General features: G+C 69.0%; 19 protein-coding genes and 1 pseudogene. 6 read left to right on the top strand and 14 right to left on the bottom strand.

Translation table 11 applies throughout. The features are described from left to right. The first annotated feature begins 6 nt into the window (after positions 1-6). Together PO78_RS22390 and PO78_RS14380 are read left to right on the top strand one after the other, a co-directional pair. Positions 7-159: a DUF2256 domain-containing protein gene (locus tag PO78_RS22390; protein WP_004316769.1), complete on the top strand. Its 153-nt coding sequence runs from the start codon at positions 7-9 to the stop codon at positions 157-159. Between the two features lie 66 nt (positions 160-225). Continuing rightward, a complete protein-coding gene (locus PO78_RS14380) occupies positions 226-1,734 on the top strand; it encodes a DASH family cryptochrome (protein ID WP_082047800.1) in 1,509 nt (502 codons plus the stop codon). Here the strand turns inward: PO78_RS14380 and PO78_RS14375 are convergent. From PO78_RS14375 to PO78_RS14355, 5 genes and pseudogenes are all read right to left on the bottom strand, one after another. Beyond that, positions 1,719-2,735, bottom strand: a pseudogene (locus PO78_RS14375) (DMT family transporter); the annotation flags it as partial. The gene PO78_RS14380 and the pseudogene PO78_RS14375 overlap by 16 nt on opposite strands. After that, a complete protein-coding gene (locus PO78_RS14370; protein WP_043744734.1) occupies positions 2,618-3,004 on the bottom strand; it encodes a group II truncated hemoglobin in 387 nt (128 codons plus the stop codon). The gene PO78_RS14370 and the pseudogene PO78_RS14375, both read right to left, overlap by 118 nt. A 382-nt stretch (positions 3,005-3,386) precedes the next feature. After that, entirely contained in the window at positions 3,387-4,895 is a 1,509-nt protein-coding gene (locus tag PO78_RS14365) for a 3'-5' exonuclease family protein (RefSeq protein ID WP_043744733.1), read from the bottom strand. 72 nt (positions 4,896-4,967) lie between these two features. After that, the gene (locus PO78_RS14360) at positions 4,968-5,171 is read right to left on the bottom strand and encodes a heavy-metal-associated domain-containing protein (RefSeq protein ID WP_004316756.1); all 204 of its coding nucleotides are present in this window, start codon (positions 5,169-5,171) and stop codon (positions 4,968-4,970) included. A gap of 77 nt (positions 5,172-5,248) precedes the next feature. Then, entirely contained in the window at positions 5,249-6,445 is a 1,197-nt protein-coding gene (locus tag PO78_RS14355) for a glycosyltransferase (protein WP_043744729.1), read from the bottom strand. Between the two features lie 162 nt (positions 6,446-6,607). Between PO78_RS14355 and PO78_RS14350 the strand changes: the two genes are divergently transcribed. Then, the gene (locus tag PO78_RS14350) at positions 6,608-9,175 is read left to right on the top strand and encodes an EAL domain-containing protein (protein ID WP_043744726.1); all 2,568 of its coding nucleotides are present in this window, start codon (positions 6,608-6,610) and stop codon (positions 9,173-9,175) included. Between the two features lie 579 nt (positions 9,176-9,754). Here the strand turns inward: PO78_RS14350 and PO78_RS14345 are convergent. From PO78_RS14345 to PO78_RS22930, 6 genes are all read right to left on the bottom strand, one after another. Beyond that, positions 9,755-10,591, bottom strand: coding sequence for an EcsC family protein (locus PO78_RS14345; RefSeq protein WP_043744723.1), 837 nt, complete (start codon positions 10,589-10,591; stop codon positions 9,755-9,757). Between the two features lie 64 nt (positions 10,592-10,655). Further along, positions 10,656-11,324: a DsbA family oxidoreductase gene (locus PO78_RS14340; RefSeq protein WP_043744720.1), complete on the bottom strand. Its 669-nt coding sequence runs from the start codon at positions 11,322-11,324 to the stop codon at positions 10,656-10,658. A gap of 160 nt (positions 11,325-11,484) precedes the next feature. After that, positions 11,485-12,903, bottom strand: a complete 1,419-nt coding sequence (gene trhP / locus PO78_RS14335; RefSeq protein WP_043744717.1) for a prephenate-dependent tRNA uridine(34) hydroxylase TrhP — start codon at positions 12,901-12,903, stop codon at positions 11,485-11,487. A 130-nt stretch (positions 12,904-13,033) separates the two neighbouring features. After that, positions 13,034-13,798 (bottom strand): enoyl-CoA hydratase-related protein, encoded by a 765-nt coding sequence (locus PO78_RS14330; RefSeq protein WP_043744714.1) that lies wholly within the window; start codon positions 13,796-13,798, stop codon positions 13,034-13,036. Positions 13,799-14,019: 221 nt separating this feature from the next. Continuing rightward, on the bottom strand, positions 14,020-14,598 hold the full coding sequence (locus PO78_RS14325) for a DUF6988 family protein (protein WP_197068785.1): 579 nt from the start codon (positions 14,596-14,598) through the stop codon (positions 14,020-14,022). Positions 14,599-14,724: 126 nt separating this feature from the next. Then, positions 14,725-15,258 (bottom strand): hypothetical protein, encoded by a 534-nt coding sequence (locus PO78_RS22930; protein ID WP_156147822.1) that lies wholly within the window; start codon positions 15,256-15,258, stop codon positions 14,725-14,727. 965 nt (positions 15,259-16,223) lie between these two features. On the opposite strand from PO78_RS22930, the gene PO78_RS14320 reads away from it, so the two are divergent. Further along, on the top strand, positions 16,224-17,585 hold the full coding sequence (locus tag PO78_RS14320) for an IS1380 family transposase (protein WP_004357889.1): 1,362 nt from the start codon (positions 16,224-16,226) through the stop codon (positions 17,583-17,585). Positions 17,586-18,465: 880 nt separating this feature from the next. Here PO78_RS14320 and PO78_RS14315 read toward each other — a convergent pair. The 3 genes from PO78_RS14315 to PO78_RS23225 are packed head-to-tail and all read right to left on the bottom strand — an operon-like array spanning position 18,466 to position 19,118. Then, positions 18,466-18,633: a death-on-curing protein gene (locus PO78_RS14315; RefSeq protein WP_043744707.1), complete on the bottom strand. Its 168-nt coding sequence runs from the start codon at positions 18,631-18,633 to the stop codon at positions 18,466-18,468. Beyond that, the gene (locus PO78_RS23230; protein WP_197068784.1) at positions 18,630-18,941 is read right to left on the bottom strand and encodes a hypothetical protein; all 312 of its coding nucleotides are present in this window, start codon (positions 18,939-18,941) and stop codon (positions 18,630-18,632) included. The genes PO78_RS14315 and PO78_RS23230 overlap by 4 nt, the downstream gene beginning before the upstream one ends. A 6-nt stretch (positions 18,942-18,947) precedes the next feature. Continuing rightward, positions 18,948-19,118, bottom strand: coding sequence for a type I restriction-modification system subunit M N-terminal domain-containing protein (locus PO78_RS23225; RefSeq protein WP_269429766.1), 171 nt, complete (start codon positions 19,116-19,118; stop codon positions 18,948-18,950). A gap of 265 nt (positions 19,119-19,383) precedes the next feature. Between PO78_RS23225 and PO78_RS14305 the strand changes: the two genes are divergently transcribed. After that, the gene (locus tag PO78_RS14305) at positions 19,384-21,132 is read left to right on the top strand and encodes an arylsulfatase (protein WP_043744702.1); all 1,749 of its coding nucleotides are present in this window, start codon (positions 19,384-19,386) and stop codon (positions 21,130-21,132) included. A gap of 4 nt (positions 21,133-21,136) precedes the next feature. Further along, positions 21,137-23,200, top strand: coding sequence for a cytochrome c3 family protein (locus PO78_RS14300; protein WP_043744699.1), 2,064 nt, complete (start codon positions 21,137-21,139; stop codon positions 23,198-23,200). Positions 23,201-23,202 lie beyond the last annotated feature (2 nt).

Here is a 23,202-nt window from a genome sequence, read left to right as displayed (position 1 = left end):
AAGGCGATGCGGATGCGGCGCAAGGGGGATCTGCCGACGAAGCCATGCGCGGGGTGTGGGCGGCCGTTCGCGTGGCGGAAGAAGTGGGAGCGCGTGTGGGACGAGGTGCGCTTTTGCTCGGAGCGCTGCCGGCGGGAGCATGGCAAGCCGGGGCGCTGAACGACGACTTTTTGCGGCAGGCCGCTGAGAACAGGCGGGCCTCGAGGGCTTTGCGGGTGGGTGTCGATGCTTTCGGACGTGGTGATCTTCTGGTTTCGCAACGATCTGCGCGTGGGTGACAACCTCGCGCTGGTGGAGGCCTGTGCGTCCGCCGGGCGCCTGCTTCCGGTTTATTGCCACGACCCCTCCGCCGATGCACCGACGCGCTGGGGCTTCGTGCGCCGCGGGCCGCATCGGCGCGCCTTCCTGGAGGCGGCGCTGGGCGACCTGGATGCGGCCCTGCGGGCGCGCGGCAGCGCGCTGCTGCAGCTGAACGGCGCGCCGCGCGCGGTGCTGCCGGCGCTCGCGGAAGCCGTGGGGGCGGCCGTGGTGGTGTGCGAGGCGATCGCGGCACCCGAGGAGGAGGACGAACTCGCCGCGCTACGCGCCGCCGGGCTGAAGGTGAAGGCGATATGGCAGTCCACCCTGCTCGACCCCGCGGCGCTGCCTTTCGCGGCGGCGCGCCTGCCCAAGGTGTTCACCGCCTTTCGCCAGGCAGTGGAGTCCGCCGGCCTGCAGCCGCCCGCGCCCCTGCCGGCGCCGCGGACCCTGCCGCCGTGGCCACCGCTCGATCGACGGCCCCGCAGGAGCGACGCAAGTCGCGATCTCCGCGCCGGGCGCTCGCCGGGAGTGGAGCGTGCGGAACCGGGGAATCGCGACTTGCGTCGCTCCTACGGGGGCTCCTGCGGGGCCGCCGATGCGCTCACCGTGGAAATCGGCGAACAGGCCTCGTTTCCGTGGTGGCAGCCGGCATTCGCCGGGGGCGAGCGTGCGGCGCTCGCGCATCTGGCACGCTATTTCGCCGGCGATCGGCCGCGGCACTACAAGGCGACGCGCAACGGGCTGAGCGGCGTCGACTTCTCCAGCAAGTTCTCGCCCTGGCTGGCGCAGGGCGCCTTGTCGGCGCGGGTGGCCTTGGCCGCGCTGCGCCGCCACGAGATCGAGCAGGGGCCGAGCGACGGAAGCTACTGGCTGTGGTTCGAGCTGCTGTGGCGCGACTACTTCCGCCTCCTGCATCTGCAGCACGGCCGCCGTCTGTACCGGGCGCGCGGGCTGAACGAAGGCGCAGCGCAGCCCGCGCACGACGCCGTTGCGTTCGCGGCCTGGCGCGTGGGCGGCACCGGCCATCCCTTCATCGACGCCGGCATGCGCGAGCTCGCGGCCACCGGCTGGCTGTCGAACCGCATGCGCCAGATCGTCGCCAGCTACCTGATCCACGACCTCGGCTGTGACTGGCGTGCCGGCGCGGCGTGGTTCGAGGCGCAGCTGGTCGATTACGACGTGTATAGCAACCAGGGCAACTGGCTCTACATCGCCGGCCGCGGCACCGATCCGCGTGGCGGGCGGCGCTTCGATCCGGACCGGCAGGCGGCGATGTACGACGCGGACGGCGCCTATCGCGCGCTGTGGGCCGAGCCCGAGCCGCGCACGCGGGCCAGCGCCGCTGGCGGCAGCGCGCCGAGCAGGGCCCCGGCCGACACCACCACGATGCCGACGATGGTGGTCGTGCCGAGGGCCTCATCCAGGATCAGATAGGCGCCGATCGCGGTAAACGCGGGCACCAGCGCCAGCATCATCGAGGCTTCGCCGGCGCCGACCTTCTGCACCGCGTAGCTGTAGAAGCCGGCGGCGAGCATGGAGGCGATCACGCCCTGGTACACGCACTGCAGCGCGATCTCGCCCCAGCTCGCGGCGCCGATGCCGGAGGGCAGCCAGAGCAGGTAGATCGGCATGAAGACCAGCGCCGAGAAGCTCGCGATGCCGAGGATGCCGAACTGCGGCTTGACCTGCCAGCGCCGCATCAGCAGGCCGAAGATCGCCCACGCCAGTGCGGCGGCGAGGAAGAGCAGGTCGCCGATCCAGGCGCTCCCCTGCGCCGGGGCGAGCAGGCTCTCGAAGCCGATCAGCAGCAGGCCGGCGGTCGAGAGCAGCAGGGCGACCACGGTCGGGCGGGCGATGCGGAAGCCGCTCGTCACCGCCATGATCACGATGGTCCAGAACGGGATGCCGCCGTTCACGAAAACCCCCGCGTGCGCGCTCGGCGCGAAGGCGAAGCCCCAATACACGCACAGCCCGTAGGCCAGCCCGCCGACGCAGGCGAGCACGGCATGGCGCGGCCAGTCGCGCATCGGCACGAAGCGCAGGAAGAAGGGCAGCGCGATCGTGCCGGAGACGCCGTAGCGCATCGCGGCGATGTCGAAGGGGCTGAAGCTGGTGGTGGCGCCGAAGCGCGACACGAGGTTGAAGCCGGACCAGAACACCACCACGGCGAGTGCGGCGAGCAGACCCCGGACGGCGTCGGAGTGGGAGGGGTGGGGCGTGGTCAATTCGGCTCCGGATAAGGTACGGGTGGGCGGCGGTGATCGTCGGCGCGCCAGGACCGGGAGCGGCCGGGCGCGCCGGGCGGCCGCGGGCGGCTTCAGCCCGGCTGGTTGCGCATGAAGTCGGCGGTCTTGAAGAAGCTCTGCAGCAGGCGCTCGCGCATCGGCTCGGCGATTCCCGCCTCCTCCATCGCCAGCAGCATGCAGGCGACCCACTGGTCGCGCTCGCGGGTGCCGATCGCGAACGGCATGTGGCGGGCGCGCAGCCGCGGGTGGCCGAACTGCTGCACGAATAGGTCCGGCCCGCCCAGCCAGCCGGAGAGGAACATGAAGAGCTTGTCCCGGGAACCCTGCAGGTCTTCGGGGTGCAGCGCGCGCAGCTCGGCGAACTGCGGGGTTTCGGCCATGAGGCCGTAGAAGCGGTCGCACAGGCGGGCGAGTACGGGTTCGCCGCCGATCATGTCGTAGGGGGTGGTCGGGTCCATCGTGGTCCACTGGGGCTGTGGGGGGGGGCGGCGCCTCGAACCAGGCGCACCGACAGGGATTGTCGCAGACTCGGGCAGCGCTTGCGCGGTTCGGCGCCCGGCGGTACGCGCGGCGAGGCATCCACCTCCGGCGCGGCCGGATTGCGGCCGCGGGAACGGGCTGGCTGGCGTCTCCGAAACCGCACTCGTCGCCGGCTGCGCCGGTTTTCCGTGGGAGCGACGCGAGTCGCGATGACGGCCACCCGGCTGCGACGAGCCTCGGCGGGTGATCAGACGTTGCCATCGCGACTTGCGTCGCTCCTGCAGAATCCGCCTTGCATCCCGGATGCTGCGCCGGCGGCGCCCGACTCGTGCCCCGCCCCCCGGGGGGCGTGGCTGCGCCTTAGAGCTTCACCACCGGCAGCCGCCTCACCGCCTTGACCAGGATCTTGTAGATGTCGTGGTCGAAGGCCGGGCGGCCGGCCTCCAGCAGGTCGGCGAGCATGGCTTCGTCGGTGGCGGTGCCGAGCCAGCGCCAGCCGTCGACGACGTGGATGGCCTCGCCCTCGCGCAGGCCGACCGGGCCGGGCCAGGTCCAGTGCTCGACCTTCAGCGCGTGCAGGGCCTCGATCAGGCGCAGGGCGTGGGCCTGGGGGGATTCGCCGCCGTGGCAGGCGCCACGGCAGCGCTTCAACTGGAAGTCGAAGCAGCGCGCACCTTGCGGGGGTTTCTCCAGGCCGAGCAGCGGCGGGCACAGGGCGTGGTCGCGGGCGAGCGCGCGCAACCGGTTGGTGGCCTCGCGGCGGGTGCGGAAGAAACCGTAGAGGTCGTCGCGGCGGCCGAAGTCGAGGTCGGCCGCATGCACCAGCTCCAGCCGCCAGTCGCCGACGATGTCGGTGGCGAGCCGCCAGGTGCACAGCTCGCGGTTGCGGCGCAGCTGGCGGTTGTGGGTGGGCTGCAGGCGCTTGACCAGTTCGGCTTCCTTCAGCAGCGCGCCGACCTCGCCGGCGGTCGCGATCCATTCGATGCGGCGCACCTGCTGGCTGAGGCTGAGCTCGCGGTCGCTGCTGTGGTCGGCGGCGAAGTGCGACAGCACGCGGGTGCGCAGGCGCGTGCTCTTGCCGATGTAGAGCGGCAAGTCCTGCAGCGGCGCGTGGCGCTTGCGGTCGCGCGCGCCGGTGCGCGCCCTGCCGGGTCCGAGCGGATCGGCCTCGGCTTCGACGTCGGCTTCATCGTTGCCCCCAGGCTGGCTGCTCTCGCCCCCGCGCTCGCCGTAGAACAGATACACCCCCGGCGTGTCGGGCAGGTCGGCGATCTGCTCGGGGTCGAGGTGGGGGGGCAGGCTGGGGTGGCCGATGAGTTCGCGCACCGCGGCATCGATGTGACCGGGCGGAAAGCGTTCGTGGATCTTCTGCCAGAACTGCCACAGCAGCCGGGCGTCGCCGAGCGCACGGTGGCGGTCGGCCACCGCCAGGCCGTGGCGCTCGATGAGGTGGTCGAGACCGTGGCGGCGGTGGTCGGGGAACAGCCGGCGCGACAGCTTGACGGTGCACAGCACCTGCGGCCGCATGTCGAACCCGGCGCGGCGGAAGGCGGCGCGCAGGTGGCCGTGGTCGAAGCGTGCGTTGTGGGCGACGAAGAGGCGGCCGTCGAGGCGGTCGAAGACCTCGTCGGCGATGTCCTCGAAGCGCGGTGCGTCGGCGACCATGTCGTCGTCGATGCCGGTGAGGCGCTGGATGGTCTCTGGGATGCGCGACGCGGGACGCACCAGCGTCGACCACTCGCGCACGCCGTCCTCATCCACCTGGACGATGCCGATCTCGGTGATGGATTCGCGTTGGGCGGGGCCGCCGGTGGTCTCGATGTCGACAAAGGCGAGGCCGCCGGGAAAGCTGCGGAGGGTGGGCGTCAAGAGGGGGCGAACCGGCGGATGGGGTCGCTCTTCGAGCGTGCGCGGGCGCGCGGGTTCCCGTGCCCGCCGTGTTCAGCGCACGCCGAAGCCGGCGTCCTCGATGGCCTGATGGATGTCGGCCTCGGCGACGAAGGCGCCGTGCTCGATGGTGGCCGCGCCGGTCGCGAGCGAGATCTCCAGCCAGCCGATGCCGGGCAGGTCCTGGATGGCATTGGTCACCAGGCGCAGGCACTCCTCGTCGCGCATGCCGGTGATCGTGAGCGTGGTGGTGTTCATGGGCAGCTCCGTGTCCGATCGGCGCATCTTGTGCGCAGGCACGGACGCGCGCAAGCCCGGGCCGCCTGCCCAGCGTCTCAGCGGGTGGAGACGACCTGCGACGCGTGCACCGGCGGCACAGACTGCGGCGCGGCGAGCAGCCTGCGGTAGAGCGCGGCGAGCCGCCCGGCCATCACGCCGTCAGCCCACTCCGCGGCGTAGCCGCGCGCCTCGGCGGCGAGGCGCCGACGCAGGCGGGGGTCGGCGAGCACGACGTCGACCACGGCGGCGAAGCCGTCGGGATGGTCGGGCGCGATGCGTGCGCCGCGCTCGGAGCGCAGGATGTCGGTGGTGCCCATCGCGGACAGCGCGACCACCGGCAGCCCGGCGGCCATCGCCTCGAGCAGCACCAGGCCCTGCGTCTCGGTGCGCGAGGCGAACACGAACACGTCGGCGGCGGCGTAGCAGTCGGGCAGGCGGCGACGGCGCTCGAGATAACCGACGAAGCGCACGGTGCTGCCCAACCCGGCGGCGAGCGCCTGGCGCTGCAGGCGGGCGTTCGCCGGCCCCTCGCCGGCGACCACGAGGACGAAGTCGGGGCGACGCGCCTTCAGCCGGGTGGCGACCTCGAGCAGGAAGCCGATGTTCTTCTCGTGCGCGACGCGGCCGATGTAGAGCGCCATCGGCGCATCTTCCGGGATGTCGTAGAGGCGGCGGAAATGCGGACCGTCGCCGGCGGCGAAGTCCTGCAGCGGGATGCCGGTGGGCAGGACCTCCATCGGGCTGCGCACGCCGTAGCCGGCGAGGCGCTCGTGCATCGCGGTCGAGGGCACCACCACCGCATCCACCGCATTGCACTGCGTGCGCGACACCCGCCGCGCCAGCCCGCGCAGCACGCCCGCGGGCAGGAAGGGCAGGTAGTGGTGGAGGTATTCCTCGAAGAAGGTGTGATAGGTCAGCAGCACCGGCCTGCCCCGGGCGCGCGCGGCGCGCAGTCCGGCACGATGGGCGAGGAAGGGGGTCTGGATGTGCACCAGGTCGCAGACGGCGGCCTCGCGCAGGGCGGCGGCATGCATCGCGCGCGCATCGACCAGGCGGTCCTCGGGGTCGAGCGGCAGGCGGCGCCCGGCGACGCGCACGATGCCGGGCTCCTCGGCCTCGCCGGCGTAGCGCGGCGCGATCAGGCGCACCTCGACGCCCTGCGCGGCAAGCGCGCGACGAAAGGTCGCGATCGACGTGGACACGCCGTTCACACGCGGAAAGAAGACGTCGGAGACCATCAGCACGCGGATCATTCGGCCAGCATGCGCCGGGCGTGTTACCGCAGGGTGAAGGCCTCCCTGCGGGTTAGCCGGGGTCCGCCTGCCGGGCCACGGGTGCGACAATGTGCGCAGCCGCCTCAGGTTTCAGTCGGCTGGAGCCGTTATACAGAATCTAAAGCCTGTGCCGAGTCCCCCATGAACCGTCCTGAATCCGACCGCCTCCTGAGCGAGGAGGCCTTCTCCATGCCCGGCAACGACGAGACCCGCGTCGGCGAGATCATCGGCCGCAACCTGCTCGAGTGCGCCCCGGACGAGCCCCTGCACGAGGCCGCGCGGCGCATGAGCGAGCGCCGGGTGAGCTCGATCCTGGTGGTCGAGGACGACCGTGTGGTGGGCATCTGGACCGAGCGCGACGCGTTGCGGGTGGATTTCGACGACCCCACGACCTTCGCCCTGCCGGTACGCGCCGTGATGAGCTCGCCGGTGCGCGTGGTGTCGACGGCGACGCCGCTGCACGAGCTGACCGTGCGCTTCCGCGAGGAGCATGTGCGCCACTACGTGGTCGAGGACGAGACCGGCCGGCGCGTGGGCATCGTGTCGCAGACCGACGTGGTGCTGAACCAGGGCATCGAGCACTACCTCAAGCTGCGTCGGGTGGATGCGCTGGTCAAGGGCGGCCTGCACGCGCTGCCCGCGGCGGCGGGGCTGGGCGAGGCGACGCGGCGCATGCGCGAGGGCGGGGTGGACGCGGTCGTGGTGGATTACGGCGCGGCGGACGCCTCCGCGCCCGCGGGGCGCTACGGCATCCTCACCGAGCGCGACGTCACCCGGCTGGTGGCGCAGCGCACGGCCGACCGCGCGCTCGGCGAGCTCGCCAGCCGGCCGCTCGTCACCTGCCGCGCCGACGACAGCCTGTACCGCGTGCGCATGCTGCTCGCCGAGCGCCACATCCGCCACATCGGCGTGCTCGACGGCGAAGGCGAACTGGTCGACCTGGTCAGCTTCAAGGACATCCTCAGCGGCATGGAGCTGGCGTACGTGCATGAGCTGCACGACGCCCTGCGCGCGCGCGACCTCGCGCTGAGCGCCTCGCAGCGCGACCTCTACCTGGCCGAGAAGGTGATCGAGAGCTCGCTCGAAGGGGTGATGGTCACCGACGCGCACGCGCGCATCCTCTCGGTGAACCCCGCCTTCACGCGCATGACCGGATATGCGCCGGAAGAGGTCGTCGGGCTCAATCCCTCGGTACTCAACTCCGGCCGCCAGAGCCCCGCCTTCTACGCCCGCATGTGGGACGGCCTGCTGGGCGACGGCCAGTGGCAAGGCGAGGTGTGGAACCGGCGCAAGACCGGCGAGGTGTATCCGCAGCTGCTGCACATCACCGCGATCCGCGACCGCGAGGGCGTGCTCACCCATTACGCGGCGCTGTTCACCGACATCAGCCGGCTCAAGGAGACCGAGGCGCGCATCCGCGACCTCGCCTATTACGACCCGCTCACCGGCCTGCCCAACCGCCGCCTGCTCGACGACCGCCTGCAGGTCGAGCTCGCCCACGCCGCACGCCTGCGCTGCCGGCTGGCGGTGATGTTCGTCGACCTCGACCGCTTCAAGCGCATCAACGACAGCCTCGGCCACGCGGTGGGCGACAAGCTGCTGGTCGAGATCGCCGCCCGCCTGCGCGCCAGCCTGCGCGACGACGACACCGTCGCCCGCATGGGTGGCGACGAGTTCCTCGTCGTGCTCAACAACCTGTCCGGCCCCGACGAGGCGGCGACGATGGCGCGCAGGATGGTCGCGGAGCTGCGCCGCCCGGTGAATGTCGAGGGCCGCGAGCTGGTGGTGACGACCAGCGTGGGCGTCGCCGTGTACCCGGACGACTCGCGCGACGCCGACACCCTGGTCAAGCACGCGGACGTGGCGATGTACCGCGCCAAGGACGAGGGGCGCAACAGCTTCCAGCTCTTCGAGCCGGCGATGAACGCGCGCTCGCTCGAGCGCCTCGCGCTCGAGACCGCGCTGCACCGAGCCCTGCCGCGCGACGAGCTGCAGCTCTACTTCCAGCCGGTGATGAAGGCCGAGGGAGGCGAACTGGTCGCGGTCGAGGCCTTGCTGCGCTGGCGCCACCCCGACCTCGGCCTGGTGTCGCCGGCCGACTTCATCCCGCTCGCCGAAGACACCGGCCTGATCGTGCCGATCGGCGAATGGGTGCTGCGCAGCGCCTGCGAGCATCACCGGCGCTGGTGCGAGGCGGGCGGCGCACCGCTGCACATGATGGTGAACATCTCGGCGCGCCAGTTCCGCGAGGAAGGCTTCGCCGCGATGGTCGGCAGCGTGCTCGCCGAGACCGGCATGACGCCGGGCGACCTGACGCTGGAGCTCACCGAAAGCATGCTGATGGACGACACCGACCGCGCGCTCGCGCGCCTCGACCATCTGCGCGCGCTCGGCGTGTGCCTGGCGATCGACGATTTCGGCACGGGGTATTCGTCGCTCGCCTATCTCAAGCGCTTCCCGATCGACGAACTCAAGATCGACCGCCTGTTCGTGCGCGGCATCGACCGCAACACGCGCGACGCGGCGCTGGTTTCGGCGATCGTCTCGCTCGGCCACAGCCTGGGCCTGCGCGTGGTCGCCGAGGGCGTCGAGACCGCCGCCCACCTCGACGTGCTGCGCCGCCAGGGCTGCGACCTGGCGCAAGGCTTCCACTTCAGCCCGCCCTTGCCCTGGGAAGAGTTCGTCAAAGCCTACCCGCCGGCGGGCTGAGCGCCGCGGTCCTCGTACGGCCAAATCGCGACTTGCGTCGCTCCTACAGGGGCTGCGCCGGGGGCGGTTGTCCCGGAGCGCGGTGCTGCGGTTCTCGTAGGAGCGACGCCAGTCGCAATCGGCCGCAACAATCCACGCGCCGCGGTCCTCGCACGCCCGAATCGCGACTTGCGTCGCTCCTACCGGGGCTGCGCCGGCGGCGGTTGTCCCGGAGCTCGGCGCTGCGGTTCTCGTAGGAGCGACGCCAGTCGCGATCGGCCGCAATCCACGCGCCGCGGTCCTCGTACGGCCGAATCGCGACTTGCGTCGCTCCTACCGGGACTGCACCGGGGGCGGTTGTCCGGAGCGCGGCGCTGCGGTTCTTTTGTAGGAGCGACGCCAGTCGCGATCGGCGGCAATCCACGCGCCACGGTCCTCGCACGGCCAAATCGCGACTTGCGTCGCTCCTACCGGGGCTGCACCGGCGGCGGTCGTCCCGGAGCGCGGCGCTGCGGTTCTCGTAGGAGCGACGCCAGTCGCGATCGGCGGCAATCCACGTGCCGCGGCCCTCGTACGGCCGAATCGCGACTTGCGTCGCTCCTACGGGAAACCGCTACGGTTTCCGGGGTGGGGGCGTCCGACCGCCTGCCACGCCGCGCGCACCGCCTCCTCGCCGTAGCGGCGTTCCAGCCGCCGCACGGTGAAGTGGCCGCGGCTGACGGCCTGGAAGTGGTCCATGAACATCAGGTTGATCGTCGCCCCCGCGGCGGCGCCGATGCCGGGCACGAGCATGCCGGCGGCCTTCTGGGTGAGCTGCACCTTGTAGCGCGCCGCCACCATCGTGATCAGCCGTGCAAGCGCCGGCGCGCCCTCGCTCGACAGCCCCTTCTGCGCGAAGTGGCGCGCGGCCTCCGACACCGTGGTGGCGAGGGCCGCGCGCACGGCGTAGTAACCCGCCTCGGCCGCGTCGTCGTTGCTCGCGTTGCCGCCGAGGGCGAACACCTCGAGCGCGGCCAGCCTCGCCTGCGCGCTGCCGATGTCCTCGCCCTCGCCGCGCGCGATGTCGAGGATGGAGCGCATGATCAGCACGGTCGACAGCGGGATCTCCACCGTCAGCCCGGCGACCCCGAAGGCGCCGCCGCCCGCGCCGCTCACCGAGCCGAGCAGCTTGTGCAGGCGCGGAGAGGCTGGCTGGGCGGCGGGCTGCAGGGTCTTCGCCGCGGTGTCCATCGCCTTCATCAGCGCGTCGTGGGCGAGCCCGCCGATGCGCTCGCGCCAGCTCGCCGGCAGGCGCGCCATGCCCTTCTCCAGCGGGCTGCCGACGAAGCTGCTCAGGCGCGCGGCCAGGCTGGGCCGCTCGAGCAGCACGCGCGCCTCGGCGAGCGCGCGCAGGTCGGCGGCGTCGAGCATGTGGCGGGTTTCGTGGCTTGCGTTCATCGCGATCGGGTCCGGTGAGGGTGTCCCTGCTAAGACGCGCCGGTGGCGGCGGGCGTTCCCGCCCTCAGGACGGTTTGCCGGTTTCCAGCGCCTGCAGCAGCGCGGCGCCGATCACCGCGGCAGACTGTGCGCCCGACAGGCTGAGGCGGCGGTCGAGGATGAAGAAGGGCACGCCCTCGATGCCCTGGCGACGCAGTCCGGCGGCCATGCGCTGCACCTTGTCGGCATCGGTGCCGCGCTCCAGCCACTCGCGCACCAGTTCGCGGCGGTCGCCGCAGGCGGCGGCGAGATCGGCCAGGGTGTCGAGGTCGCCGATGTCACGCCCCTCCTGGAAGTGCGCGGCGAACAGCGCGTGGGCGAGCGCGCACACGCGCTCCGGCTTGTGGCCGTGGGCCTGGGCACGGTAGAGCAGGCGGTGCGCGGCGAGCGTGTTCGGGCGCGTGGCGATGCGCTCGAAGGCGTACTGCAGCCCGTCGCCGGCGGCGGCCTCGCGCACCTGGTCCAGCACCGCCTCGGCCTTCACCGGGCCGCCGAACTTGCCCTCCAGGAAGGCGCGGTAGGGCTCGCCCGCGGGCGGAGTGTCCGGGTTGAGGAAGAAGGGCAGCCAGTTGATGCGCGGCTCGATGTCGGGGCGCGTCGCGCGCAGCTCGGCGAGCGCGCGGTCGAGACGGACGGCGCCGAGGAAGCACCACGGGCAGACGAAGTCGGAAACGAGGTCGATGTTCAGGATCATGGGGAGGGGGTGAGTTTCGATGTACGGCTGGGGAAGCGGGGATGCGGGCACGTCGTCCGCGGCGGGGCTCAGGTTAAAGGATTCCTGAACACCGCGCGTCCACGTTGAAGCCCGCCTTGATGGCGACACACGACCGCGCCCGGCCGGCGGTGGTCGCACTTCACAGAAAGCGCGCGATGAAGCAGGGTCGCGCCGGGTCCGCATCCGCCGGCAGCGCCAGCCAGACGCGCCGGCCGCTGCCCGGCACGCGCTGGATCGCCTCGCCATCGGCGCCGAACAGCCGCTCCAGCACCGCCTCGGTGTTGCCGCCCGGCTGTACGAACTCCAGCCGGTCGCCGACGCCGAAGCCGTTCTTGACCTCGACCTCGGCCAGGCCGCGCGCGGCGTCCCAGCCGACCATCTCGCCCACCAGCAGGCTGCGCCCGGATTCGGAGTGGCCGCGCAGGTAGTTCTGCTGCTCGGGGGTGGAGTGGCGCTGATAGAAGCCGTCGGTGTAGCCGCGGCTGGCCAGGCCCTCGAGTTCGCCGAGCAGGCGTACATCGAAGGGCCGCCCGGCCACCGCATCGTCGATCGCGCGCCGGTAGCCCTGGGCGGCGCGGGCGACGTAGTAGGGGCTCTTGGTGCGGCCCTCGATCTTGAGCGAATCGACGCCGATCTCGACCAGGCGCTGCACGTGCTCGATCGCGCGCAGATCCTTCGAGTTGAGGATGTAGGTGCCGTGCTCGTCTTCCTCGATCGGCATCCGCTCGCCCGGGCGGGTGCCCTCCTCCAGCAGCCACACCTTGCTGCCGCCGAGGTGGCGCGGACCGCCGCCGAGCGCCAGCCCCTGCGCGGTGTCGAGCGCGCTGCGGGTGGCGGTGCCGACCGCGCCGGCGTCCTTGGGGTTGCCGATCGGCGTGGCGCCGCAGGCCTGGATGTCGCCGGCGGCGTCCTCGGCGGCCTCGTGCAGCTTGTAGTCCCAGCGGCAGGAGTTGGTGCAGCTGCCCTGGTTGGGGTCGCGGTGGTTGAAGTAGCCCGACAGCAGGCAGCGCCCGGAGTAGGCGATGCACAGCGCACCGTGCACGAAGACTTCCAGCTCCATGTCCGGGCAGGCGTCGCGGATCTCGGCGACCTCGTCCAGCGACAGCTCGCGCGACAGGATCACGCGCTTCACCCCCACCGACTGCCAGAAGCGCACCGAGGCGTAGTTGGTGGTGTTGGCCTGCACCGAGAGGTGGATCGGCACCTCGGGCCAGCGCTCGCGCACCATCAGGATCAGCCCGGGGTCGGCCATGATCAGCGCGTCGGGCTGCAGCGCGATCACCGGCGCCATGTCGTCCTCGAAGGTGCGCAGCTTGGCGTTGTGCGGATAGATGTTGGCGACGAGATAGAACAGCTTGCCGGCGGCGCGGGCCTCGGCCATGCCGGCGGCGAGCGTGTCGAGCTGGCCGAAGTGGTTGTTGCGCACGCGCAGCGAATAGCGCGGCTGGCCGGCGTAGACCGCGTCCGCGCCATAGGCGAAGGCGGTGCGCATCATGTCGAGGGTGCCGGCGGGGGCGAGCAGTTCGGGGCGGCGCGGGGCCGGGGGGGAGGCGGGCATCGGGGGCGGGCGGGCAAAAGCGCATTTTACCTGCGCGGGCGGGGGGCGCCGGCGGTGGATTCTTGCTGCGATGATCGATCTGCCGCACCTCCGCCACGTCACCCGGCTGCGGCGGCCGGCATTCAAGCCCTCAACGATGCTCGAATCTCGGCTTCCGCTTTTCCGTGAACGCAGCAAGCCCCTCGCGAAAGTCATGCTCGGAGAAACACGCGTGGAACAGCTCGCGCTCCAGGGCAAGGCCGGCATCGAGCCCCACCTGCGCCCCATTGACCGCGGCCTTGATCCTGCAGGCGACCGGGCTCGAGTACGACGCCACCAGCCGGGCGACGGACATGGCAGCGGCTTCGAGCGCCTCATCCGGAACCACGCGCGACACCAGGCCGGCGACAAGCGCCTCGTCCGCGCTCAGCGCGCGCCCGGTGAGCAGCAGATCCATCGCGACATGCTTGCCCACGACCCGCGCCAGCCGCTGCGTACCGCCCGCGCCCGGCATGGCGGCCAGCGTGATCTCGGGGTGGCAGAAGCGCGCCGAAGCGGCGGCGACGACGATGTCGCACATCTCCACCAGCTCGCACCCGCCACCCGCCGCCAGTCCCCTCACGGCAACGATCAAGGGCTTCCGGAGCACGGGTGGCGCGGAAACGCAGCCAACAAACCCCGTCGCCCTGGCCTGTTCGGCGCTCATGTCCAGCATCTCCCGGATGTCCGCCCCGGCACAGAAGTGCTTCAGCGACGTGGAGATGAGGATCGCCCGCACGTCTTCGCGCGCATCCAAGGCCAGGAGCGCATCGTCGATTTCCTTGCAGAACTGCAGGTCCAGCGCATTCAGCGCATCGGCGCGATTCAGCTCAAGATGGCCGACGCCATCAGCGCATTCGACGGCAACCGAGGTCATTGTCGTTGTCTCCGCTGTATGCAGATTCAAGAATTTCGTTGTCCATTTGGAATGACTGCAGTCGACCCAATGCGGTCACGGAGCCTTGGGGAGACCTGCAATTCAACGTAGAGCTACCCGGTAACCGTAGCGGCAAAGGCGCGGGGGGAATCCAACGGCGGTGCGCAGCACCGCCATTGGGCTGTCCACTTACGTAGTGTTCCAACGGTAAATGGATAAGACTAGACTTTCGGCTCTGGCAAACATTCTGAGAACGCGCGCTGGATTGCTGGAATTTTGCCCTGCTGCCGAGCATCGCCACTCAAGATAACGAGCAACATGCCAGCCATTGAAGATACCCCATTGGATATTTTCAGCAACTGGATAAGCAAAGGCTTTGGATACCCCTTACTGTGCCGTGAAATTGCATGAATTCCACCGTGAACAAAGGAGCTTAGAGGTTTCCAAGAATACTCCTTGAATTCTCGCAGCATTTTGAGGGCCTCAGAGGGCGCCTTGCCTTGAAGCTTCTCCAACATCTCCGTGAGCATCGGAATGGAGTTGGCCTTCTGAGCCGACTCCGCGCACAGTTCGCTCATGAGCTTCGACACGGCATCGTCTGATGCCGCGTACAAGAGCCACATTGCACGTACCAATGCTTCATATTGAAGGCGCACTAGACTAACGGCGGACGTGTAGTTTCCAGTTGCAACCAAGAGTTTCGCGCTTTCAGCATGCTCAAACGCAATGCTGCAAACGATTTTGCTTGCCCTCAGTCGATCAGAGTTGTCATACAGTGGCAGAGTAAGAAACTCCGACAACGACTGTTCAAGTGCTGCGGATTTAGTAAGCAGTTCGTTGATGGCGGCACTCCTACGGAAGCCTAAGTACAGGCTTCAGCGGACGGCGCAATGCGCAGCATTGCGACGGTCCGCTGCAAGCGCTCTTCAGGATTTATCGTTCAGCTTCTCTTGGTTACTCAGACGTTTGATAACCTGCTCAACGATTTTCGCATCGGTTTCTGTGAACTGGGCTTCATCACTATTTGCAGTGCTAGCGATCTTCTTCTTCAGCCTGAATAGCCGATAGCCACCATAACCAAGCCCCACCGCCCCACCAATTGCCGCACCGCCGACAGCGATGGGAACCCAGATGGGGGTGGAAGAAATGATACCGGCGGACATCAGTGCACCAGTGACTCCAGTTGCCCCGACAGTTGTCCCAAATATTCCCGCACTACCGATAACGCTACCCGCGACGCCGGAAAGATATAAGGCACCGGCTCCAAGTGCGGTAGAGCCAGCGGCAAGAATGCTTCCGATAGCTGCGGTGCTTAGATACGTACCAGCGACATACCCCGTTGCCGACGTGACGATCATGCCGCCAGCGGCATGTGGGACGAGTGTGCCGCCAGCAGCGAGCGCGGCGATTATCGGAATAAGTGGTAGCGGCATATCTACTCCTCCAAGGCGTTTCTTCATTAGGCCTAACGCGAGAAGCATACCGCATGCGGATTGTGGATGTCCGCTTACGGGCACCAACGCTCACCGTCGGCTTCTGGCCGGACTGAGACTTCCATCCCCCCGATCTGTGTGGGGGCGCTGCGAGTCGACTGTGACTGTCTCCACCCGACCCGTTGCTGCGGTTGAGCTTTGAGGAAAGCCGTCGCTCAACGCCTTGGTTAACCGGCGCCGGAGCACGAAGTGCGGAGGGCACCGACATGGGCCATGAAAATGGCCTTCAACATAGCCTATGTCGGCCGCCGCGCTGAACCCTCAGCTAGGCTGGGGAGTACAGTGGAAGGGCGTCTTAGCTGATATGGCCTGCATTTTTTAGGTGCTGCACTTGGTGATTGAAGCTAGGCCATGTCGCTATGCATACGCCGAAACAGGAATGGCAGCGACAGCAAAACTGAGATGCCAAATATTGGGAGTATGCTTGGCGTTTCAGCTGGAATGTCAGGTGATTGGATCAATACAATTAAAGCTCCGCCAATTCCTGAAGCAACTCCTGTTGCTAATGATCTGAGAAGGAAGATTCGGCGCCGCAGCCCTGCAACGGCGAACTCCGTCATATTGACAAGATATAGCGTTAGAAGCAGCGTCGAAGTAACTTTTCCTAGCCAATACCTCTTCGTTTCTCGGCCGGCTTGCACATCAGAGATGTTGATTTCTGTAACTCCTGCGACCCGAGCTCTTGCGTTGAAGGCTGGCTTCGCGTCCGCAGTAACAGCCGTAATACGAATGGTGTCGCCGGGATTCAAAAGTAGAGGTTGAGTGAATACAACCCCATCTATTAGTGATACCTTGGGCTCTAGGGACGGCGGGCTGGAGGACGTCGTTTGTGCTTTTACAAGCCTGAATCCGTGTTCGCTTAGCCGGAAATCCAGCCTAACGCATTGATGTAATTGTATAATTACGCATCCGAGCCTTTCACCCAACCGACCATGCCGCGCTTCGAAGTCAAGCAATCCGCCAAGCTCAATCTGACGTCCTACTCGGGCCTGGCGTTGATCGGGCAGTGCTGCCAGGCGGCACAGGTCGAGGCGGTGATCGACCCGAGGCTGCCGGTGTCGCAGGGTATGCGGAGCTCGGACCTGGTCAAGTCGGTGGTGGGGCTGCTGAGCCTGGGCAAAAGCGACTTCGAGGCGATCGAGCCGTTTCGCGGCGACCGCTTCTTCAAGGAAGCGCTCGGGCTCGCCAAGGTGCCCGGCAGCGTGTGGATGCGCCAACGGCTCGATGCCCGCGCGGCCGAGCTGCGCGAGCTGACCGACGAGCTGAGCCTGCGCCTGCTCGAGCGCACCGAGGCGCCGATCACGGCGCACAAGGGCTACGTCTGCGCCGATCTGGACACCTTCGTGATGGACAACTCCGACACCAAGAAGGAGGCGGTCAGCCGCACTTACCAGGGCGTCGATGGCTACACGCCGATCGCGCTGTACCTGGGCAACGAGGGCTGGAACCTCGGCCTGGAGCTGCGCGCGGGGTCGCACCACTCGGCGCTGGAGACCGAGTATTTCTTCGAGCGCGCGTTCCCGCGCCTGCGCCGGGTGTGCGCGGCCGATGCGAAGCTGCTGTGGCGGGCCGACAGCGGCTTCGACAGCGCCCGGCTGCTGTTCGCGCTGGCCGACGAGCGCGATCGCTGGGCAGCGCTGGGGCGTTCGTTCGACTACCTCACCAAGTGGAATCCGCGCCGTCAGGACAAGACCGCCTGGGTGGACCGGGCCGAGGCCGCCGGCGTCTTCGAGGAAGTGCGCGCGGGCAAGCGGGTGGGGCTGCTGGACCTGAAGATCGACCGTGCCTGGAAGAAGGCCAAGCGCACGCTGCGTCTGGTGGTGCGGGTGACCGAGCGCACGATCGACAAGAAGGGCCAGCACCTGCTGACCCCCGAGATCGAGATCGAAGGCTGGTGGACCAGCCTCGAAGTGGCGATGGCCGACGTGATCGAGCTCTACAAGCACCACGGCACGCACGAGCAGTTCCACTCCGAGATCAAGACCGACCTGGACCTCGAGCGCCTGCCCTCGGGCAAGTTCGACACCAACGACGCGGTCATGCATCTGGCCGCGTTCGCCTACAACTGCCTGCGCCTGATCGGCCAACTCGGGCTGACCGGCGAGCTCTCGCCGATCCGTCACCCGGCCAAGCGCCGACGCATCAAGACAGTGCTGCAGGAGGTGATGTACCGTGCGGCGAAGTTCGTCGAACACGCCCGCCGCCTGGTGCTGGACTTCGGACGCGGCGTCGCCGCGCATGTGAAGGTGTTCACCACGGTGCAGGCGCGACTGTGCGCGGTGGCTTCGCCGTGATGCAAATCCGACGGCCGGATTCTCCGAATCGAGGCCATTTCGCTGCGGCGAAAGGGCGACGGCCGCGTGGGAGCAGGAAAATGACGTAGCGCACCCCCCGTAAGCCCGGCTCGCCGGGCCTCCGGGCCGTGAAAGGACGGTGCTCGGGGCTGCGGTGAGCTGAGATTGGGAGTCAGGCAGCAGAAAAATCATGCGCTGGGGCTCGCGGAGCGGGTACGCGCTGAAGACAACACGGATTCAGGACAAGCTTAGAGGGGCTTCCAGCAGAAATACGTATTGGCCCCTCAAAGTCCGAAGTAAGGATCGGTTTTGATCCACTGTTTGTGAGTTCGAGAACAGACACGTACGGAGCGTCAAGGACTTTCCCGTCCACCGATAGCTGTATGCCATCCAGTGAGTCAATACCTTTGGGTTGAAGCTCTGCAGTTGACTTGACAGTCAGCGAGAGAGCTTTGGACGTCAGGTCTATCTGCCAAAGCCAGACTGGGATAGCAACGCCTGCAATAGTGATTGCAAGAGTCAAGAAAAATTTCCAATCGAATCGAGGGTACATAGTGTAAATGTGTGAGGCCTAACTTTGTTTTCTGGCGAAAATTCTGTCGCGTAAGATCGGAATGCCTAGTGACTTGTTCTAAAAGTTACTGTTTAGAGGCAGAAACTACGCGGAACACAGAATAACAAGGTAGGAAAACAGCAGCCGACCGCTTTGCGGGGCTATGCGACCGATCTGGCATACAGGGCAGTAGCATACCGCCTCGCCCGGATGACCGCTATTCGGATTGGGTGGCCAGTGACGGATCCAGGCCGAATGTGTGAGGTCGGGCGGAGTGCCGCGTAGCGGCCGGACTGAGACACCCTCCCGCTGCAACGGAGCCTTGACTCAATCGAGTTCGCCTTCCGCGAAGACGTTGCGCAGGTGCCGTCCGATCACCGTCCGGTCCCGGCCGAACAACTGGCTCAACTGCTCCTGGCGCAGCCAGACGGTATCGCCTTCCAGCCTGACCTCGACCGTGCCGGCATCGCCGCGGTGGATGACGAGTTCGCTCATCCCGCCAGCCCCTCGATCATCTGCTTGATCCGGTCCATCGGGCGCTTCAGGTCGGCGTCGATCTCCGCCAGCGGCCGCGGCGGCTCGAAAACGTAGAAGTGGCAGTTGAAGGGGATCTCGTAGCCGATCCGGGTCTTGTCGTGGTCGATCCAGGCGTCGGGGGCGTGGGACAGCACCTCGCGCTCGAACCAGGCCTGCACGTCCTCGGACAGCGGCACGTTCTCGGTGTCGCGCAGCGCGCTGTCGGGCTGGGGCTTGCCCTTCTGCTTGCCGCGCTCGCCGAGCACGATGTGGGCGAACTTTTCCACCACCAGTTAGAGCAAGAGCAGCCCGGCCTGCTCCTTGTCGCGGTGTTCGGCGAGCACCGCGGCCTTGGTCGGCGCCAGCACGCAGTCGAGCCGGCGCAGCACGGTGAAGGGCAGGATCACGCGGCCGTATTCGGACTGCTTGAAGTCGCCGCGCAAGAGGTCGGCGACCGACCCGATGAGGGTGGAGAGGGCTTGCTGGTCATGGGGTCGGGGTCGTCGGGCGGGGATCGCCTGCGATTATGGGCAGGACGATTGGCCGGCCCACGCTCGACTGCCTCGCACGGGACACCGGGCCGGACATCCGGCGGGCGGCAGAACTGCCGTCCAGTCTTGGTCCGACGTTCCACCCTGCGGAACATTTTCAGATCGCGCAGCTTTTCTCGAGAATTGAATTAAATTCATGGAACCGGCCAGAAGCCGGGCTTATTCCAGGAGACAGACAATGAAAGCAGCGCTCGCGACCCTGCTGATCCCGGTGGCAACGCTCGCCATCGGCGTCCAGGCCGGCCACGCCGCCTCGCCGGTCCAGCACGACCGCCCCAACATCCTGCTGATCATGGCCGACGACCTCGGCTACACCGACCTCGGCAGCTACGGCAGCGAAATCGCCACTCCCAACCTCGACACCCTGGCCGACACCGGGGTCAAGATGACCCAGTTCTACGCCTCGCCGTTCTGCTCGCCGACGCGCGCGATGCTGATGTCCGGCACCGACAACCACCTCGCCGGCTTCGGCGACATGGCCGAGCTGATGCTGCCCGAGCAGCGCGGCAAGCCGGGCTACGAGGGCTACCTCAACGAGCGCGTGGTGCCGATGGCGCAGGTGCTGCGCGACGCCGGCTATCGCACGCTGATGACCGGCAAGTGGCACCTCGGCGTGCCCGAGCAGTACAGCCCGGCCGCGCGCGGCTTCGACCAGTCGTATGCGCTGGTGCATGGCGGCTCCAGCCACTGGAGCGACGGCGCGGGCATCGTCGCCGCCGATCCGGCCAAGCCGCCGAAGGCCATCTACCGCGAGAACGGCAAGGAGACGACGCTGCCGAAGGACTTCTTCTCGTCCGACTTCTTCACCTCGCGGCTGATCGAGTACATCGACGCCGGCAAGGGTTCGGGCAAGCCCTTCTTCGCCTACCTCGCCTTCACCGCGCCGCACTGGCCGCTGCACGCGCACGACGCCGACGTCGCCAGGTACGAGCAGCGCTACAAGGACGGCTACGACAAGCTGCGCCGCGAGCGCCTCGAGCGCATGAAGAAGCTCGGCCTGGTGGCCGCCGACACGCCGGTGTTCGAAGGCCACCCGCTGTGGCCGAAGTGGGACAGCCTGAGCGCGGCGGAGAAGGAATCCGAGGCCAGGCGCATGGCGGTGTACGCCGCGATGGTCGACAACATGGACCAGAACGTCGGCCGCATGCTCGACTACCTGAAGAAGACCGGGCAGCTCGACAACACCTTCATCTTCTTCCTGTCCGACAACGGCGCCGACGGCAACTCGGTGTACGACGTGGCGCGCACCCGCGAGTGGATCCACAAGGACATGGACAACAGCATCGCGCACATCGGCAAGTCCGGCTCCTACGCCGAGTACGGGCCGGGCTGGGCGCAGGTGGGTTCGACGCCGTTCCGCATGTTCAAGTCCTTCATGTACGAGGGCGGCATCGCCGTGCCGGCGATCGCCTGGGGCCCGGGCGTCAAGGGCGGCAAGCTCGAGTCGGCGATGGCCCACGTGACCGACATCGCGCCCACGCTGTTCGAGCTCGCCGGCGCGAAGCACCCCGGCACCGAGTACCAGGGCAGGCCCGTGCTGCCGCTGCGCGGCGCCTCGATGCTGCCGCTGCTGCAGGGGCGCGGGCAGGCCGTGCATGGCGCGGACAAGGCGATCGGCTGGGAGCTGGGCGGGCGCAAGGCGCTGCGCAAGGGCGACTGGAAGATCGTGTCGGCGAACCAGCCCTGGGGCACCGGCGACTGGGAGCTCTTCAACGTCGCGCAGGACCGCAGCGAGAGCCGCAACCTCGCCGCCGCCAACCCGCAGAAGCTGGGCGAGATGCTGGTGGCCTGGCGCGACTACGTGCGCGAGACCGGCACGCTGGAGATCCCCAACCTCGCCAACCGCCCCGGCTACAGCAACGGCGCGAAGTACTACGAGGACCTGAAGTACGAGGCCACCCTCGTCCCGCGCACGGCCAAGCCCTGAGCGCATGCGCCTGCCCGCCCTGCTCCTCGCCTGCATCCTGATGGCGCCGGCCGCGTTCGCGGCCGCCCCGCAAGCGGGGGCGCGGCCCGACCACGTCGCCGACCGCGACTGCCTCGCCTGCCACCCCGACCAGGCGGACGCCTGGGCCGAATCGAAGCACCGCCATGCGATGCAGCCGGCGACGGCGCAGACCGTGCTCGGCGACTTCGGCGAGGCCGGCTCCGGCGAAGTCCACTTCGGCGAGGGTGCGGCGGCGGCGCGCTTCTACCGCCGCGGCGGCGACTTCATGGTCGCCGCGCAAGGGCCCGACGGCCGCACGCAGGCGCTCGCGGTCAGCCACGTCTTCGGCATCCGGCCGCTGCAGCAGGTGCTGCTGCCGCAGCAGGGCGGACGCCTGCAGGCCTTCACGATCGCCTGGGATACCACGCGCAAGGCCTGGTTCTCGCTGCACGCCGACGGCCCGGTCGCCCCGGGCGACAACCTGCACTGGAGCGGGCGCTACCAGAACTGGAACCTGATGTGCGGCGAGTGCCACACCACCGCCTACCGCAAGGGCTACGACGACGAGCACGACCGCTACGCCACCACCTGGGCCGAGGCGAACGTGGGCTGCCAGGCCTGCCACGGCGCCGGCCGCGCGCACGCCGAGAGCGCACGCAGGCGCGCCGCCGCGGGCGAGCGCGGCCAGGCGCCGCTGCCCACCCCGAACCGGGCGCTCGCCGGCGCGCACGCCCAGGTCGACCAGTGCGCCACCTGCCACGCGCGCCGCACCCGGCTGGTCGAGGACGCCGTGGCCGGCGCGCCCCTGTTCGACCAGTTCATCCCCGACAACCTGCGCCCCGGCCTCTACCACGCCGACGGCCAGCAGCTCGACGAGGTCTTCGAGTACGGCTCCTACCGCCAGAGCCGCATGTACCAGGCGGGCGTGGCCTGCACCGACTGCCACGACCCTCACCGCGGTCGCCTGCGCGCCGAAGGCAACGCGCTGTGCACCGCCTGCCACAATCCCGCGCCCGACCGCGGTCGCTTCCCCGGCCTGCAGGCGAAGGACTACGACGCGCCCTCGCATCACTTCCACCGCGGCGGCGGCGCCGGCAGCCAGTGTGTGGACTGCCACATGCCGAGCCGCAACTACATGGTCGTGCATCCGCGCCGCGACCACGCCATCCGGGTGCCGCGCCCCGACCTGGGCGCGCGCACCGGCGCGCCCGACGCCTGCACCGGCTGCCACGCCGACCGCGGCGCGGAGTGGGCCGCGGCGGCGATCGAGCGCCACCACGGCAAGCGCACGCATCCGCCGCACTACGGCGAGATCCTCGCCGCCGCACGCGCGGGCGCTCCCGGCGCGGCCGCGGGCCTGGCCGCGCTCGCCCGCGACGCCGCCGTGGCCGCGATCGTGCGCGCGAGCGCGATCGAGCAGCTCGCCCAGCTCGACGCCGGTGCGGTGCCCGCCGCCGCGCTGCGCGATCCCGACCCCGCGCTGCGGACCAGCGCCGCGGCCGCCTTCGCGCTGCGCCCCGCCGAGGAGCGCCTCGCGCAGCTCGCCCCCCTGCTCGCCGACCCCGTGCGCGCGGTGCGCATCACCGCCGCGCGCGCGCTCGCCGACCTGCCCGCAACCGCGCTCGCCCCCGAGCTGCAGGACCGCCAGCGCGCCGCATTGGCCGAGTTCGTCGCGGCACAGCAGGCGATGGCCGACATGCCGAACGCCCAGCTCAACCTCGCCGGGCTGGCGCTCGCGCAACGCGATGCGCTCGTGGCGGAGCAGCGCCTGCGCCGCGCGCTGCAGCGCGAACCCGCGCTCGACAGCGCCCGCCTCGGCCTGGCCACGCTGCTCGCGCAGACCCGCCGCGAGGACGAGGCCGAGCGTGTGCTGCGCGACGGGCTCGCCCGCGCCACCAGTCCCGGCGAGCTCCACCTCGCCCTCGGCCTGCTCGCCGGCCAGCGCCAGCGCTGGGAGGAGGCCGCGCGCGAGCTGCGCGCCGCCGACGCCCTGCTGCCGGGCCATGCGCGCGTGCGCCGCAACCTCGACGCCGTGGAACGCTACCTGGAGCGCACCCGCCCGCGCTGAAG

Origin of the sequence: Thauera sp. SWB20 (genome assembly GCF_000831325.1) — a bacterium.
GTDB classification, from domain to species: Bacteria; Pseudomonadota; Gammaproteobacteria; order Burkholderiales; family Rhodocyclaceae; genus Thauera; species Thauera aminoaromatica.
This window is presented reverse-complemented; position numbering and strand designations above follow the sequence as displayed.